The sequence below is a fragment of the Nonomuraea sp. NPDC050643 genome (assembly GCF_040654715.1).
GTDB lineage: Bacteria > Actinomycetota > Actinomycetes > Streptosporangiales > Streptosporangiaceae > Nonomuraea.
On record NZ_JBFAIM010000007.1, the window covers coordinates 268,299 to 282,975 of the forward strand.

The 14,677-nt window shown below is 71.0% G+C and carries 18 protein-coding genes; 9 read left to right on the forward strand and 9 right to left on the reverse strand.

Going from position 1 to position 14,677, the window contains the following annotated elements:
• Positions 1-11 precede the first annotated feature (11 nt).
• Both AB0I15_RS12025 and AB0I15_RS12030 read left to right on the forward strand, forming a co-directional pair.
• The gene (locus AB0I15_RS12025) at positions 12-950 is read left to right on the forward strand and encodes a Gfo/Idh/MocA family oxidoreductase (protein ID WP_358093515.1); all 939 of its coding nucleotides are present in this window, start codon (positions 12-14) and stop codon (positions 948-950) included.
• A gap of 72 nt (positions 951-1,022) precedes the next feature.
• Entirely contained in the window at positions 1,023-1,886 is an 864-nt protein-coding gene (locus AB0I15_RS12030) for a deoxyribose-phosphate aldolase (protein WP_358093518.1), read from the forward strand.
• 97 nt (positions 1,887-1,983) lie between these two features.
• On the opposite strand, the gene AB0I15_RS12035 is transcribed toward AB0I15_RS12030, so the two are convergent.
• Entirely contained in the window at positions 1,984-3,144 is a 1,161-nt protein-coding gene (locus AB0I15_RS12035) for an MFS transporter (protein ID WP_358093521.1), read from the reverse strand.
• 94 nt (positions 3,145-3,238) lie between these two features.
• On the opposite strand from AB0I15_RS12035, the gene AB0I15_RS12040 reads away from it, so the two are divergent.
• Entirely contained in the window at positions 3,239-3,841 is a 603-nt protein-coding gene (locus tag AB0I15_RS12040; RefSeq protein ID WP_358093524.1) for a TetR/AcrR family transcriptional regulator, read from the forward strand.
• On the opposite strand, the gene AB0I15_RS12045 is transcribed toward AB0I15_RS12040, so the two are convergent.
• Complete coding sequence (locus tag AB0I15_RS12045) at positions 3,807-4,475, reverse strand: DUF998 domain-containing protein (protein WP_358093527.1); 669 nt, start codon at positions 4,473-4,475, stop codon at positions 3,807-3,809. The genes AB0I15_RS12040 and AB0I15_RS12045 overlap by 35 nt on opposite strands.
• Positions 4,476-4,703: 228 nt before the next feature.
• Between AB0I15_RS12045 and AB0I15_RS12050 the strand changes: the two genes are divergently transcribed.
• A complete protein-coding gene (locus tag AB0I15_RS12050) occupies positions 4,704-5,354 on the forward strand; it encodes a DUF1707 domain-containing protein (RefSeq protein ID WP_358093530.1) in 651 nt (216 codons plus the stop codon).
• 45 nt (positions 5,355-5,399) lie between these two features.
• Here AB0I15_RS12050 and glpX read toward each other — a convergent pair whose 3' ends face one another.
• On the reverse strand, positions 5,400-6,434 hold the full coding sequence (gene glpX, locus AB0I15_RS12055; protein WP_358093533.1) for a class II fructose-bisphosphatase: 1,035 nt from the start codon (positions 6,432-6,434) through the stop codon (positions 5,400-5,402).
• Positions 6,435-6,605: 171 nt separating this feature from the next.
• Here glpX and AB0I15_RS12060 point away from each other — a divergent pair, with 171 nt between their 5' ends.
• Genes AB0I15_RS12060 through AB0I15_RS12070 form a run of 3 tightly spaced genes read left to right on the forward strand, consistent with a single transcriptional unit; the run spans position 6,606 to position 8,021 of the window.
• On the forward strand, positions 6,606-7,214 hold the full coding sequence (locus AB0I15_RS12060; RefSeq protein WP_358093536.1) for a TetR/AcrR family transcriptional regulator: 609 nt from the start codon (positions 6,606-6,608) through the stop codon (positions 7,212-7,214).
• A gap of 11 nt (positions 7,215-7,225) precedes the next feature.
• Positions 7,226-7,756 (forward strand): DUF4245 domain-containing protein, encoded by a 531-nt coding sequence (locus AB0I15_RS12065; RefSeq protein WP_358093539.1) that lies wholly within the window; start codon positions 7,226-7,228, stop codon positions 7,754-7,756.
• Between the two features lie 31 nt (positions 7,757-7,787).
• Positions 7,788-8,021: an exodeoxyribonuclease VII small subunit gene (locus tag AB0I15_RS12070; RefSeq protein WP_358093542.1), complete on the forward strand. Its 234-nt coding sequence runs from the start codon at positions 7,788-7,790 to the stop codon at positions 8,019-8,021.
• 15 nt (positions 8,022-8,036) lie between these two features.
• Here AB0I15_RS12070 and AB0I15_RS12075 read toward each other — a convergent pair whose 3' ends face one another.
• Entirely contained in the window at positions 8,037-8,450 is a 414-nt protein-coding gene (locus AB0I15_RS12075; protein ID WP_358093545.1) for a nitroreductase family deazaflavin-dependent oxidoreductase, read from the reverse strand.
• Between the two features lie 82 nt (positions 8,451-8,532).
• Between AB0I15_RS12075 and AB0I15_RS12080 the strand changes: the two genes are divergently transcribed.
• Positions 8,533-9,126: a helix-turn-helix domain-containing protein gene (locus AB0I15_RS12080; RefSeq protein ID WP_358093548.1), complete on the forward strand. Its 594-nt coding sequence runs from the start codon at positions 8,533-8,535 to the stop codon at positions 9,124-9,126.
• Positions 9,127-9,160: 34 nt separating this feature from the next.
• On the opposite strand, the gene AB0I15_RS12085 is transcribed toward AB0I15_RS12080, so the two are convergent.
• From AB0I15_RS12085 to AB0I15_RS12095, 3 genes are read right to left on the reverse strand one after another with little or no spacing between them, the layout of a single operon-like run.
• A complete protein-coding gene (locus AB0I15_RS12085) occupies positions 9,161-9,517 on the reverse strand; it encodes a VOC family protein (RefSeq protein WP_358093551.1) in 357 nt (118 codons plus the stop codon).
• A 55-nt stretch (positions 9,518-9,572) separates the two neighbouring features.
• Positions 9,573-10,793, reverse strand: coding sequence for an exodeoxyribonuclease VII large subunit (xseA, locus tag AB0I15_RS12090; protein WP_358093554.1), 1,221 nt, complete (start codon positions 10,791-10,793; stop codon positions 9,573-9,575).
• 27 nt (positions 10,794-10,820) lie between these two features.
• Positions 10,821-11,750, reverse strand: a complete 930-nt coding sequence (locus AB0I15_RS12095; RefSeq protein ID WP_358093557.1) for a hypothetical protein — start codon at positions 11,748-11,750, stop codon at positions 10,821-10,823.
• Between the two features lie 101 nt (positions 11,751-11,851).
• Between AB0I15_RS12095 and AB0I15_RS12100 the strand changes: the two genes are divergently transcribed.
• Positions 11,852-12,817, forward strand: a complete 966-nt coding sequence (locus tag AB0I15_RS12100) for a 4-hydroxy-3-methylbut-2-enyl diphosphate reductase (RefSeq protein WP_358093560.1) — start codon at positions 11,852-11,854, stop codon at positions 12,815-12,817.
• On the opposite strand, the gene AB0I15_RS12105 is transcribed toward AB0I15_RS12100, so the two are convergent.
• Both AB0I15_RS12105 and rmuC read right to left on the reverse strand, forming a co-directional pair.
• Positions 12,814-13,323 carry a DUF6542 domain-containing protein gene (locus AB0I15_RS12105; protein ID WP_358093563.1) on the reverse strand — a complete coding sequence of 170 codons (510 nt, stop codon included), beginning with the start codon at positions 13,321-13,323 and terminating at the stop codon, positions 12,814-12,816. The genes AB0I15_RS12100 and AB0I15_RS12105 overlap by 4 nt on opposite strands.
• Before the next feature lie 14 nt (positions 13,324-13,337).
• The gene (gene rmuC, locus AB0I15_RS12110) at positions 13,338-14,603 is read right to left on the reverse strand and encodes a DNA recombination protein RmuC (RefSeq protein ID WP_358093667.1); all 1,266 of its coding nucleotides are present in this window, start codon (positions 14,601-14,603) and stop codon (positions 13,338-13,340) included.
• Positions 14,604-14,677 lie beyond the last annotated feature (74 nt).

Genomic DNA, 14,677 nt, shown 5'->3' on the forward strand with positions numbered 1-14,677 from the left:
TTGGAGGCGCCATGCGTGTGGGACTGCTGGGTCTGGGCCGGATCGGAGCTTTCCACGCCGCGACCCTGGCCGCCCATCCCCTGGTGGACGAGCTGATCGTGGCCGATCCCATACGCACGACGCCGTACGGCCGGCCGGGGGACCCGTTCGAGTCGGACGCCGTGGTCATCGCCACGCCGACCAGCACCCACGCCGAGCTCATCCTCAAGGCGTGCGACCTGGGCATCCCGGCCTTCTGCGAGAAACCCGTGGCCGGCACGGTGGCCGACACCGTCAAGGTGCTGGAGGCGAGTGCGGGCAACCGGGTGCAGATCGGCTTCCAGCGCAGGTTCGACCCCGGCTACGCGGCCGCCGCGGCCGCCCTGCGGAGCGGGGAACTGGGCGAGGTGCACCGCGTGCACCTGGTCACGGCGGACCCGGCGCCGCCGCACCCCGACTACCTCCCGCTCTCCGGCGGGATCTTCCGCGACTGCCACATCCACGACTTCGACGTTCTGCGCTGGGTGACCGGCCGCGAGGTGGTGTCGGTCTACGCGAAGGGCGCCAACCGGGGCGCGGCCTTCTTCGCCGCGGCGGGCGACGTCGACAACAGCGCCGCGCTGCTCACGCTGGACGACGGCACGCTGGCCACGCTGCAGGGCTCGCGTTACAACGGCGGCGGCTACGACGTGCGCATGGAGCTGGCCGGCACCAAGCGGACGCAGGCCGTGGGCCTCAGCGCGCGCGCCCCGCTCCACACGACGGAGGGCGAGCCCGGTCATGGGGAGCCGTGGCCGGACTTCGTCACCCGCTTCGAGACCGCGTACCGCAACGAGATCGACGCCTTCCTGACGAGCGACCGGAGCCCGTGCTCGATCGCGGACGCGCTGGAGGCGCTCTACGTGGCCGAGGCCGCCGACCTGTCGATGCGCGAAGGCCGTCCGGTCGAGGTCGCGGAGGTGCGGCGATGAGGGTCGCGGGCGTCCTCGCCCCCGGCCTGACCGTTGACGACCACCGCGCTTCCCCGGACGGGGTGCTGGGGATTGGCTGACTATCGCGAGCTGCGCCAGATCAGGGCGAGGTTCCCTGAGCGGATCGCGGAGGCGGCGGCGGTGCGGCGGCGCAGGCCGCTGTTCAGGGGGCGCGACCAGCTCATGATCATCGCTGCCGATCATCCGGCCAGGGGCGCCCTGTCCGTCGGCGGGCGGCCCCTGGCCATGGGCAGCCGGGTCGAGCTGCTCGACCGGCTCACGGTCGCGCTGCGCCGCCCCGGCGTGGACGGGCTGCTCGCCACGCCGGACGTGGTCGAGGACCTGCTGTTGCTGGGGGCGCTCGACGACCTCCTCGTCATCGGGTCGATGAATCGCGGGGGGCTGCAGGGGGCGGTGTTCGAGTTCGACGACCGGTTCACCGCGTACGACGCCGCGGCCATCGCCGGCATGCGGCTCGACGGCGGCAAGATGCTCTGCCGGATCGCCCTCGACGAGCCAGGCACCGCCGCGACCCTGCAGTCCTGCGGCCGGGCCATCACCGAGCTGGCCGGCGACGGCCTGGTGGCGATGGTGGAGCCGTTCTGGTCCGGCCGGGCGGGCAACGATCTGTCGCCCGACGGCGTGATCCGGGCCATCAGCGTGGCGCAGGGGCTGGGCGCGACGTCGGCGCGGACGTGGCTGAAGATCCCCGTGGTGGCCGACATGGAGCGCGTCATGCGGGCCACGACGCTGCCGACGTTACTGCTCGGGGGAGATCCCGGGGACTCACCCGGCCTGGCCTACGCCTCCTGGCGCGCGGCTCTGCGGCTGCCCGGCGTACGCGGGCTGGTGGTGGGCCGGGCGCTGCTCTACCCGCCGGACGACGACGTGGCGACGGCCGTGGACACGGCCGTCGCCCTACTGGGGCAGGACTGATCGGGCAGGACTGATCGGGCAGGGCTGACCGGACAGGGCTGACCGGACGGGGCTGTCGGGGTGGACTGATCGGGTGGCGCCGGTCGGGTCCGGCCGGTCAGGTGGTGGCCGGTGAGCGCTTCGGCTGGAAGCCGGGCGCGAGGACGATGATGACGGCCGACAGCACCAGCGGGGCGACGAACGCCAGGCGCATGCCCGCCGCGTCCGCGATGCCGCCCACCAGGGCCGCGCCCACGATGAAACCGACGTAGTTGAAGAGGTTCACCCGGGCGATGGCCACGCCGGTCCCGGCCGGGTCGAGCCGGCCCGCCGCCGAGAACGACTGCGGCGCCACCACCGCCAGGCCCATCCCGGTCAGGCCGAACGCGACGATGCCCAGCGGCTGGTTCGGGGTCAGGACGATGCCGAGGAAGCCGAAGCCGGCGAGCACGCCGCCGATCCTGACGATGGCGGCGGGGCCGTACCGCCTGACGGCGAGGTCGCCGCCGAGCCTGACGGCCAGGGTGGCGGCCTGGTACGCGGCGTAGGCCAGCGGGATCACTCTCGGGTCCGCGCTGAGCACGTCCTTCATGAACAGGGTGCCGAAGTTGGAGACGGCGGCGTCGCCGACGTACAGGAAGGCCATGGCCAGGCAGAGCGGGATGATCGGCCGCCAGGGGAGTCCGTCGAGGGTCACGGACTCGGCCTGGACCTGCTCCTCGGCCGGGGTGTAGAGGTTTCGCCCGGCGTACAGGGAGCCGGCCACGGCGAGGACCATGGGGACGGCCATCATGAGCTCCAGCCGCAGCTCGGTGGCCGTCGCCGACACCCACAGCGCCCCGAGGATGCTGAGCGCGCTCCACACGCAGTGGAACCCGTTCAGCACCTGGAGGCCGTACCTGCGCTCGACCGCGACACCCTGCATGTTGATGCCCGCGTCGACCGCGCCGACCCCGATCCCGAACATGAGCAGGGCCGGCACCAGCAGCGCCACGTTCGGCGCGAGCCCGGTGAGCACCACGGCGGCGGCCACGACCGGCTGCGCGATCCGCAGCAGGAGCTTGCTCCCGAACCGGGCGGCGAACGTCCCCGCGGCCACGCTGCCGGCCCCGGCGAACACGGGCACGATGAGCAGCAGCATCGTGAGCGTGCCCTGGTCGAGGTCGTGTTTGGCCTGCAGGTTGGAGACCTGGACGAGCAACGAGGCGAAAGACAGGCCCTGTACGCCGTACACGACGTACGTGGAGAGGCGGGCCTGGCGATCACGTGAGGACGGCACGATGGCCTCCTGATCGGGGGGTAATCAAACGTGAGGCTGGGTCAGGTTAGCGGCTGGCCAGGGCGCTCCGCCAGCACCAGATAGGGTGCCGGGAGTGAGACGGGGCTACGCGACCGGGGCGGCGCGAAGGGAGCGCATCCTGGCCACCGCGCTGCTGGAGTTCGCCGAGCACGGCTATCGAGGCGCGTCGCTGGCCCGCATCGCCGAGCGCGCCGAGCTCTCCCAGGCCGGGCTGCTGCACCACTTCAAGAGCAAGGAGCTGCTGCTCGTCGCGGTGCTGGAATATCGCGACGAGCTCGACACGCGCAAGTTCGACCTCGGCCTGGCGAGCGGCGTCGACGCGCTGCGGGCCCTGGCCGGCGTGGTGGAGCACAACTCCCGGGTGCCGGGCCTGGTGCAGCTCTTCTCCGTCATCAGCGGCGAGGCCGTGACCCCCGGCCACCCCGGCCACGAGTGGGCCAGACGGCGCTACCGCAGGCTGCGCGCGAGCGTGGCGGCGGCGCTGCGCAGAGGCGCCGAACGCGGCGAGTTCCGGGCCGACCTCGACGCCGAGGCGCACGCCGACCGGCTGATCGCGATGATGGACGGCCTGCAGACGCAGTGGCTGATCGACCCCGACCAGGTCGACATGGCCGCCGTCTTCAAGGGCTACGTGGACGACCTCATCGCCGTGCTGCGACCTCTTCCACCGCTCTGAGCGGCTCCGCCCGTTCGAGCCGTCCGGCGGCCCACACGCCGAGCGCCATCAGCGCGGCGACCTCCGTGACGGCCAGGCCGCGCTCGACCAGCCCGAGCGGCATGACGCGATACCACGGCAGCCCGCTGCGGGCCCCGATGATCATCATGGTGCCGATGCCCACCACCCACAGCACCGAGCAGACGCCCAGCCCGAACGCCACCAGCGTGGCCCGGGACCGCTCCCGGTGCCGCCACGGCCTGGCGATGATCACCACCGCCAGGGGCAGGCTGAGGAAGGCCACGAAGCTGCCCACCCGGTGGATGCTGCCGCTCGTGCTGGGCCCGACCGACCAGTCGTGCTTCTCGAACCAGGCCGTCATGAACAGCCCGACACTCCAGGCCATGAGCGCGACGGTGCCGAAGACCCCGGCCAGCCTCTTGCGCGCCAGCGACACCCCGATGGCCACCGACCCCACAGCCAGCAGCCCCACCCCGAGCCCGAAGATCCAGCCGTCGGGGCCGAGGCCGTGCTCGCTGATGGTCCGCCTGATCGGGTTGGTCTCGTCGAGACTCGCCAGGTCCAGACCCAGGATCACCGTTACGCCCGCGCCAGCCACGCCGAGACCCCACCGTGCCGGTTGATGCACGCCCACACCTCCCCTTTGCCGGGATCAACGGCCTACAGCGTAGGGAGATTCCTAAGAATTTCCTGAGAAACGGGGACGTGTGGCTTCATGCTCGCTTTGTACTCGACGGCTTGACCGCCACGCCGAGACGAACTCCGTCCTGATGACGGAGAATGCCGCTCTCTTCCCGGAATCCGCTGACACCAGCCCATTCGGGACGAGCGATTCCGGCGAGCGCCAGATATCGTCAGAAGTGTGAACGAACGCGCGGGATCGTGGTTGCCGAAACTGCAGGAAGTCGGAGAGCGGCTGGCCGAGGAGTGGGTGTCCGCGCGGCGCCCGCCGGCTTCGAGCGACACGCCGCAGCCGCACGAGCTGCGCGCCTCCGACGCCGACCGTGAGCGCATCGCCCAGGTGCTCCAGGACGCGCACGCCGACGGCCGGCTGGCCCTCGACGAACTGGAGGAGCGGCTCGGCGTGCTCTACTCCGCCCGCACGCTCGGTGAGCTGGCCGCGCTCACCACCGACCTGCTGCCGGCCGAGGAGCAGCCGCTCAACCTCGACGGCAGGCCCGTCTCGGCCATCTTCAAGAAGGAGCAGCGCGGCGGGCGCTGGGTGGTGCCGGCCGAGCTGGGTGTGACGGCCATGTTCGGCACGACCAAGCTCGACTTCCGCGACGCGATCCTGCAGAACCGGCGGATCATCATCAACGCCACCCTCGTCTTCGGCGGGCTGGAGATCCACGTCCCCGAGGGGCTCGAGGTGGTCAGGGTCGCCAAGGACAAGACGGTGCGCCTGACCAAGCAGCCGACGGAGCCCGGCGCGCCCGTCGTCGAGGTGCGCACCACGAACTTCGCCGGCGAGGTCAAGGTCAAGGAGCCGCCCCGCCGCAAGCGCCGCCGCTGAGCGCGCCGCCGCCAGCGCCGTGGGACCGCCCGGCGGGCTCGGTGCTCAGCCGGCCGTGTCGAAGTTGATCGCGCTGTACGCCCGCAGCTTCCAGAGCTGGTGCTCGCTCTCGATCTTGCGGATCGTCCCCGACCGGCCCCGCATCACCAGCGACTCCGTCACCGCCGAGCCCGCCCGGAACCGCACGCCCTGCATGAGCTCTCCGTGGGTGATCCCGGTCGCCGCGAAGAACACGTCGTCGGACCTGACCAGGTCGTTCGTGGTGAGCACCTGGCCGAGATCGTGCCCGGCGTCGATGGCCTTGGCCCGCTCGGCGTCGTCACGCGGCCAGAGCCGGCCCTGGATCACACCGCCCAGGCACTTGAGCGCGCACGCGGCCACGATGCCCTCGGGGGTGCCGCCGATGCCCAGCATCAGGTCGATGCCGGTGCCGGAGCGGGCCGCCATGATCGCGCCGGCCACGTCGCCGTCGGTGATGAACTTGATGCGCGCGCCCGTCTCCCTGATCTCCTGGACCAGCCGCTCGTGCCGCGGCCGGTCGAGCACGACCACCGTGACGTCGGACGGGGAGCAGTGCTTGGCCTTGGCGACCGCGCTGACGTTCGCCGCCACGGGGGCCTCGATGTCGACGGCGCCGGCCGCCTCCGGGCCCGTGACCAGCTTCTCCATGTAGAACACGGCCGACGGGTCGTACATCGAGCCGCGCTCGCTCACCGCGATCACCGACACCGCGTCGGGCATGCCCAGCGCCGTCAGCCGGGTGCCGTCGATGGGGTCCACCGCCACGTCGCACTCGGGCCCGCTGCCGTCGCCGACCTGCTCGCCGTTGAACAACATCGGGGCGCGATCCTTCTCGCCCTCGCCGATGACCACCACACCGTTCATCGAGACCGTATTGATCAACTGCCGCATGGCGTTCACGGCGGCGCCGTCGGCGCCGTTCTTGTCGCCCCGGCCGACCCATCGGGCCGCCGCCATGGCGGCGGCCTCCGTGACGCGGACGAGCTCCATCGCCAGGTTGCGATCAGGGGCGTGCTCACCCGTGGCCAGTGCCGGCGGCACGGAAGTCTGGTCGGACATGATGATTCGGCCTCCTCGTGGGACATCTACCTCGATCGTAGTTGCCCCTCTTTTCCTGGGCGGAGGGGGATAATCTGCTAACGGAGAACGGATTTTGCGCCATACCGTGTGCGCGCCACGGATCTTGCCTCCAACATGGTGCCTGCCGCCCCGCCGTGGAGGAGATTCCGTATGAGCGATGTGGAGAACGTGGTCACCCAGCCGCGCACGTCCGAGCGTGGCGCCGCCACGCGCAGCTCACTTCTCGCCGCCGCCAGGGAGGTCTTCGTCTCCAAGGGGTTCGCGGAGGCCGGCGTGACAGACGTGGTGGGCCGGGCGGACGCGAGCGTGGGCAGCCTCTACCACCACTTCTCCGGCAAAGCGGACCTCTACCTCACCCTGTGGGAGGAGTTCCAGGCCAAGCAGACGCAGCGGACCAAGCAGGCCGCCCGCGCGGCCCGCGCGGCGGGTGAGAGCGACCCGATGCGGGTGTTCGTCAGCGCCGCCCGCGCCTACCTCGACGGCTGCCTGGACGACCGCGAGCTGGCCGCGCTGTTCCTGCGCGGCGACGGGCCGCCCGGCTTCGAGGTCGTGATGCGCGACCGGCTGCGCATGTGGGCGCAGCGCAACGCGGCGCTGTTCGAGGACGAGACCGCGCTCGTCGTGGTGGTCACCGGGGCGCTGGCCGCGGCCGTGTCCGAGGTGGTGCGCACGGGCGATCGCGGCCTGGCCGAAGAGGTCCTCGCCATCATCGGCCAGATCCGCCCGGCCACTTCCTCGACCGCCTCCGCCAGCGGGTAACCTCGCCAAGTGTGCGACGGTTCACCGAAGGTTTCTACGGCTACGCGGTAGCCCTCTTCGTCTGCCTCGCGGGCGCCGGGCTGTTCCTGCTCGTGACCCCGCAGAGCCGGGAGGAGCACATCCCGCGGCGCGAATACTCCATCACCGTCGCGAACTTCGGCCACGCGGTGCCCTACGGCGTGTGGGCCCCGCGCCAGGACCCGGCCGGCTGGGTGCCCAACAGCAACAGGATCGCCCAGGGCGAGAGCGGCGCGAAGGTCCTCTACCTCGGCTACGCCACGGCCAAGCGGCAGCACGCGATGTTCGCGCAGAGCAATGAGCAGCCGGCGGCCGGGTTCGCCAGCCGCATGGCCAACACCGACAAGGCCCAGGGCACGCAGCAGGTCGGCGGGGTGGCGTGGGAGCAGCGCTTCCGCAAGGACAAGAACCAGCGCTCGCTGGTCCGCGTGACGCCCGAGGTGACGCTGGTGATCTCCGGCACGGCCGACTGGCCCGAGCTGGCCGAGCTGGCGGCGCTGCTCCAGCAGCGGCCTGTGGGCTGAGTCTGTCGGCCGGCACGTCTAGGGTGGTTGCGTGGCAGACGAGAAGGCACCCTCATATGAGCAGGCCCGCGAGGAGCTGACCGAGGTGGTGCGCCGCCTGGAGACCGGCGGGCTCACCCTGGAGCAGTCGATCGAGCTCTGGGAGCGGGGCGAGAAGCTGGCGTCCGTCTGCGAGGAGTGGCTGCAGGGTGCCCGGGTGAAGCTCGCCGCCGCCATGGCCCGCCGTTCCGATCCCGGGTCGGGCCACGACGACGCACCCTTCTGACGTCCGTGCCGTCCTCTAGGCGGCCGTTCTGAGCAGGGCGACCACGGGGATGCGGCGGGTGGTCTTGGCCTCGTACTCGGCGAAGCCGGGGGCCTGCGCCACCATCCGGGCGTAGAGCCGGTCGCGCTCCTCGCCCTCGACGAACACGGCCTCGACCTCGAACGTCTCCGTCCCGACCTCCGCCATGCCCTCCGGGGTGGCCCGCAGGTTGTGATACCAGGCGGGGTGGTGGTCCGCGCCGCCGTTGGAGGCGATGATCACGTAGCGGTCGCCGTCCTCCACGTACATCACCGGTGTGGTCGTCTGCCGGCCGCTCTTGGCGCCCTTGGTGGTCAGCAACACCAGAGGCGCTCCCTCGAACATGCCGCCGACCTGGCCCTCGTTGGCCCGGAACTCGTCGATGACCTGCTGGTTGAACTCGTTGGGCATTCTCGGCTCCTCTAATCGGAGAGTTCTCCGATTCGGAAGATTAACCGGAGAGCTCTCCGTTTACAAGCGGTATGCTCCTGCCGTGCGCCGATCTCTGCCCGTTCTCGGGCAACCTCAGCCGGAGCGGGCCGACGCCGCCAGGAACCGGCAGAAGATCATCGAGGTTGCCGCCCAGATGGTCGCCGAGCATGGGGCCGACGCCCTCTCGCTCGACGAGGTGGCCCGCGCCGCCGGAGTCGGGGTGGGCACCGTCTACCGGCGTTTCGGCGACCGCGCGGGGCTGATCCTGGCGCTCATCGACGAGCGCGAGCGGCGGTTCCAGGCCGCCTTCCTGTCCGGTCCGCCGCCGCTGGGGCCCGGCGCGCCCGCCGGTGAGCGGATCGTCGCGTTCCTGCACGCGCTGGTCGATCGGATCGTGGCGCAGCAGGGACTGTTCATGCTGCTGGAGAAGGGGAGCGGCCGCAGCCGGCCCTACCAGGTGCACCACATCCATCTGGCCACGCTGCTGGCGCAGGCGTGCCCGCGGGCCGACGCCGCCTATCTGGCGGACGCGTTGCTCGCGCCGGTCAACGCCTGTCTGATCGCCTTTCAGCGCGAGGAGCGCGGGATGACGATCGAGGAGATCAAATCCGGCCTGGCCGGCCTGGCCTCGGCCGTGACCGGCTCTCTGTCCTGAGGGTCTCTGTCCTGAGGGTCTCTGTCCTGAGGGTCTATGTCATGAGACAGAGCAGGTTGCCCTCCGAGTCCCGGAACGCGGCCATGCGGATCTCCTTGTCCGGCGTCCCGAACGTGCCGTCGTCGGTGAAGACCAGGTGCGGCTCCTCGACGATCGCGACCTCGTGGGCCCGCAGCCGGGCCACGTCCGCCTCGAGGTCGTCGGAGGCGAGGTAGAGGACGGCCGAGGGGGCGCCCTTCTCGATCAGCAGGCGTACGCCGTCGAGGTCGAAGAAGGCCAGCCCGGGCGGCCGGTAGGTGGCGATGTGCCGCAGGCCCAGCACGTCGCGGTAGAAAGCGGTGGCCCTGTCGAGGTCGTCGGCGTGCTGAGCGACCTGCGCGAGTCCTCTCATGTGCCGAACCTAGACCTCGGGCGGAGTCCGCGCCTCCCGTTTCGCCCGGGTGCGGTCAGGTGGCGGAGTCGGTGGGCTCTTCGGTGCGGACGGTGAGGCGGTCGTCGGTGAGGCGAATCGTCAGCACGGAGCCGGGGGCGACGTCCTTGGCCAGGCGGACCACGTCGCCCGACGGGTGCTGCACGATCGCGTAGCCGCGCTCCAGCGTGGCCGCCGGGGACAGGGCGACCAGGCGGGCGCGCAGATGGGCGAGGTCATCGGTGGCGCGGTCGAGCGAGCCGGACAGCGAACGCCTGGTCCGGTCGCGCAGCGCCTCGACCTGCTCGGCCCTGCGCTCCAGCTCGCGTACGGGGTCGGCCAGCGAGGGCCGCGAGCGCGCGGACGTCAGCCACGACATCTCCCGGTCGAGCCAGCCGTTGAGCACCCTGCGGCCCCGGTCGCGCAACTGGCGCACCAGCGTGAGCTGCTCGCCGACGTCGGGCACGACCTTCTTGGCCGCGTCGGTGGGGGTGGAGGCGCGTACGTCGGCCACCATGTCGAGCAGCGGGCTGTCCTGCTCGTGGCCGATCGCGCTCACCACCGGGGTGCGGCAGGCGGCCACCGCGCGCACGAGCGTCTCGTCGGAGAACGGCAGCAGGTCTTCGAGCGAGCCGCCGCCACGGGCGATGACGATCACGTCGACCGAGGAGTCGGCGTCGAGCTTGCGCAGCGCCTCGGTCACCTCGCCCACCGCGTAGGGCCCCTGGACGGCGACCTCCTCGACCGTGAACCGCACGGCCGGCCAGCGCCGCCGGGAGTTCTCCAGCACGTCGCGCTCGGCCGCCGAGTCGCGGCCGCAGATGAGCCCGATCGTGCCCGGCAGGAAGGGCAGGCGCCGCTTCCTGTCGGCGTTGAACAGCCCCTCGGCGGCCAGCAACTGCCTGAGGCGCTCGAGCCGGGCCAGCAGCTCGCCCACGCCGACCGGACGGATCTCCATCGCGGTGAAGGCGAACGAGCCCCTGTTGACCCAGAAGTCGGGCTTGACGTGCACCACGACCCTGGCGCCGTCGGCCGGCCTCGGGACCGCCGCCTCATAGACGCCGCGTGGAGCGGTGACCCTGGCGGACACGTTGGCGACGGGGTCGCGCAGGGTCAGGAACACCGTGCCGCCACGCGCGCTCAGGTCGGTGATCTGGCCCTCGACCCAGACCGTGCCGAGTCTGCCGATCCAGCCGCCCACCATTTGCAGGACGGTGCGGATCGGCAGGGGAGCCTCTGGCGTGGTCTTCGACGTCATGGCGGAAGACTACGGGTTCGGTGCGACCTATTCCCCGGCCTGCAGCTTGGCGAGACGGTTCTCGAACATGCGGATGACCTCGGGGCGGGCCGCGTTCGCCCGCTCGAAGACCAGGAAGTCGGAGATCTGGTCGGCCGTCTTGCCGCGCATCCTGGCGCGCAGGGAGGCGACGGTCAGCTCGGAGTAGCCGGGCAGCGGCTCCAGCAGGTCGACGGCCGCGGAGGTGACGGGCTCGGCCGCGAGGGTGGGCTCGGGAGCGGGGGTGGGCTCGGGAGCCGCCTGCGGTTCGGGAGCGACGGTGGGCTCCGCGGCCTTCGGCGCGGCGGCCTTGGCCTTGGTGGCCCTGGTGGCCCTGGGCTTGGTGGCCTTCGGCTCGGCGACGGGCTTCACGACAGGCTTCACGACGGGCTCGGGCTCGGGCGCGGGCTCCACGATCGGCTCGGCGGCCTTCGGCTCCGCGACGGGCTCGGCTGCGGGTTCGGCGACGGGCTTGGGGGCCGTCTCGGTCTTGGTCGCGGCCTCGGCCTGCGGGGCGAGGTCCGGCTCCGCGACGACGACCGTCTCGGCCTTCTCCGACGTCTCCGGCTTGGCCGCGGGCGTGAAGATGACGGGGTCCGGCTTGGTCTTGGCGACGCCGTTGGGCTCGGCCGTGCCGGGGCGGGGCGCGAAGATGACCGGCTCCTTGCGGCCCGGCTTGTCCTCCTCGGCCTCGGCCGGGGCGGCGGCCACCTGCTCGGCGGCGGTGGGGCGGGAGTCGTACTCCTTCTCCTCGCGCTCCTCCTTGGAGCCGATGCCCTTGATGGAGTTCTTCATGCGGTCCACCAGGAGCAGCGCCTGTCCGGCGGCGCTCAGGGTGGTCTGGACGACGAGAAGCGGCAGGTCCTTGGCCTTTTCCTTCAACTCGTCCTTGTTGGTCACGGTTTTTGCGATGTTGCGTATCACGTCGCTGAGGGACATGAACGTCTCCCTGGGAGGTCAGTATTGGACGGCTAGTCTGGCAAACTGCGGGCAACCCCGCACGCGCGGGCCAGATGGCCGCTCCACGTAGCATAGAAAGTATGGAGCCCCAGACCCCCACTTCCCGCAGAGTCCTCGTAGCCAAGCCACGGGGCTACTGTGCCGGAGTCGATCGAGCCGTGGTAGCGGTCGAGAAGGCTCTGGAGCAGTACGGTGCGCCGATCTACGTACGCAAGCAGATCGTTCACAACACCCACGTCGTCAAGACGCTCGAGGCCAGGGGCGCCATCTTCGTCGAGGAGACCGAGGAGGTGCCTGAGGGGGAGATCGTGGTGTTCTCCGCCCACGGCGTCTCTCCCGCGGTGCACGGCGAGGCGAAGGAGCGCGGTCTCCGGACGATCGACGCCACCTGCCCGCTGGTCACGAAGGTGCACAACGAGGCGAAGCGGTTCGCCGCGAACGACTACGACATCCTGCTGATCGGGCACGAAGGCCACGAGGAGGTCGAGGGCACCTCCGGCGAGGCGCCCGACCACATCCAGCTCGTCGACGGGCTCGACGCGGTCGACAAGGTGGAGATCAAGGACCCCAGCAAGCTGGTGTGGCTGTCGCAGACCACGCTGTCGGTCGACGAGACCACCGAGACCGTCGCCCGGCTCAAGGAGCGCTTCCCCACGCTGATCGACCCGCCCAGCGACGACATCTGCTACGCCACCCAGAACCGGCAGGTCGCGGTCAAGGAGATCGCCGCCGAGTCGGAGCTGGTCATCGTGGTCGGCTCGGAAAACTCCTCCAACTCCAAGCGGCTGGTCGAGGTGGCCAAAGACTATGGCGCCAAGGAGTCCTACCTGGTCGACAACGCCACGTTCATCCGTGACGAGTGGCTCGACGGCGTCACCACGGTCGGCGTGACCTCCGGCGCCTCGGTGCCCGAGGAGCTCGTCGACGAGGTGCTGGCCCGCCTGGCCACGCACGGCTTCGGCGACGTGTCGGAGGTGCAGCCGGTGGAGGAGCACATGCGCTTCGCCCTGCCCCACGAGCTGCGTAAGGACCTGCGGGCCTCTTAGTCCTCGCCGCGCGGGCTCCCGTAGACCTTGGGCTCGAAATAGCCCTCGGGCTCGGGCACGAACGGCTGGCGCGGGCGCGGCACCTCCGCGCCCGCCTTCAGCTCCTCCCGCAGCTCGCGTACGTTGTCGCGGAGCCCGCGCCGCCACGCCACGCCCAGCACGACGGCCGAGCCCGCGAACAGCCACGGCGCCCCCTGCGTCAGCGAGGTGTAGAGCCCGAGGGCCAGCGACTGCACGATCGACACCGAGCCGAACGCCCGCCCGAGCTCGACGAACAGCGTGGCGCAGAAGAACACCAGCGGCGGCGTCACCACCAGCGACAGCAGCTCGCGCCGGTTGACCAGCAGCACGCCGAGCGTGCTGGACAGCACGAACGCCGCGCCCACGATGTGGGAGACGTCGAACAGGGCGGTGAGCACATAGCCCGCCAGGGTGGCCATCAGGGCGAGCGCGATGGCGCCGCGAGCGGTCAGCCTGACGGCTGAACGCCTGCCTTTCTCACCCACTGGCCCACCCCCGTCTACTGCGACCCGTTGGCCAACTTACCGTTCGAGTGTGAAATCAGAGACGAGGTTTCGAGCAGTTCGGGGGAGGCCAGGGGTCTGGGCAGCGCTTCGAGCATCTCCGGGGAGTCGAGATCGCCGTCCACAACGCCCAGATCGTGCATTTTGCGCGCGGTGACCAGGACGCGGCTTTCGAGAGATCCGACCGACTTGTTGTACGCCTCCACGGCCCGCGTCAGCGCCTTGCCCAGCGACTCGACGTTCCGGCCCAGGGACGACAGCCGCTCGTACAGCTCCTTGCCCAGCTCGAACACCGCCCGCGCGTTCTCGCTCAGCGCGGCCTGCTGCCAGGCGTAGTGCGCCGTGCGCAGCATCGTGATCAGCGTCGTCGGGGTGGCGATGTGCACCCGCCGCGTCATGGCGTATTCCAGCATGCCGGGATCGCGTTCGAGGGCCGGGGCCAGGAACGCCTCGCCGGGGATGAACAGCACCACGAACTCCGGTGACGGGTTGAACCCCTGCCAGTAGGTCTTGGCCGCCAGCCGGTCGACGTGCTCGCGTACGTGCCGGGCGTGCGCGTCGAGGCGTACGGTCGCGAGTGACTCGTCCGATGCCTCAGCGGCCTCCAGATAGGCCGCCAGCGAGACCTTGGAGTCGATCACGATGTTCTTGCCGCCGGCCAGCCGCACGACCATGTCGGGCCGCATGGAGCCCTCGGTGACCTGCTCGTCGAAGTCGCAGTAGCGCTGCATCCCGGCGATCTCGGCGACCCGGCGCAGTTGCAGCTCGCCCCAGCGCCCGCGGGCCTCGGGCCGCTGCAGCGCCCTGACCAGGGCGGTGGTCTGGGAGCGGAGCTGCTCGTGGCTCTGCCGGACGAACTCCATCTGCTTGGCCAGCTCCGCCCGCGCCGCGACCTGGCCCGACTCGGTGTCGCGGAGCTGCGACTCGACCCGGGCGAGGGCGTCCTTCAGCGGCTCCACCAGGTGCTCGACGGCCTGCTTGCGCTGCTCGAGATCGCCGGTGGCCTCCGCGCGCGTGGCGGCGAACCTGGTCTCGGCCAGCTCGAGGAAACGTACGTTGTTGACGTCGAGCGCCCGCGTGGACAGTGCCTGGAAGCGCTCGGCGAGCTGCTCCTCCACGTAGACCAGCTTCTCCGCGGCCGACCTGGCGCGCGCGTCGGCCTCGGCCACCCGCACCGCCGCTCGCGTTCTGGCCAGGAGGAAACCGACGAGCAGCCCGACGGCGAGACCTATGAGAAGCGACACGACGTCCACTCCATCGATGATTGCGGACTTCGGCGCGCGAATCTTCCCGACACGCTTGGGCGTTCCGCTTGTGCGGCACATCACCCGTCACC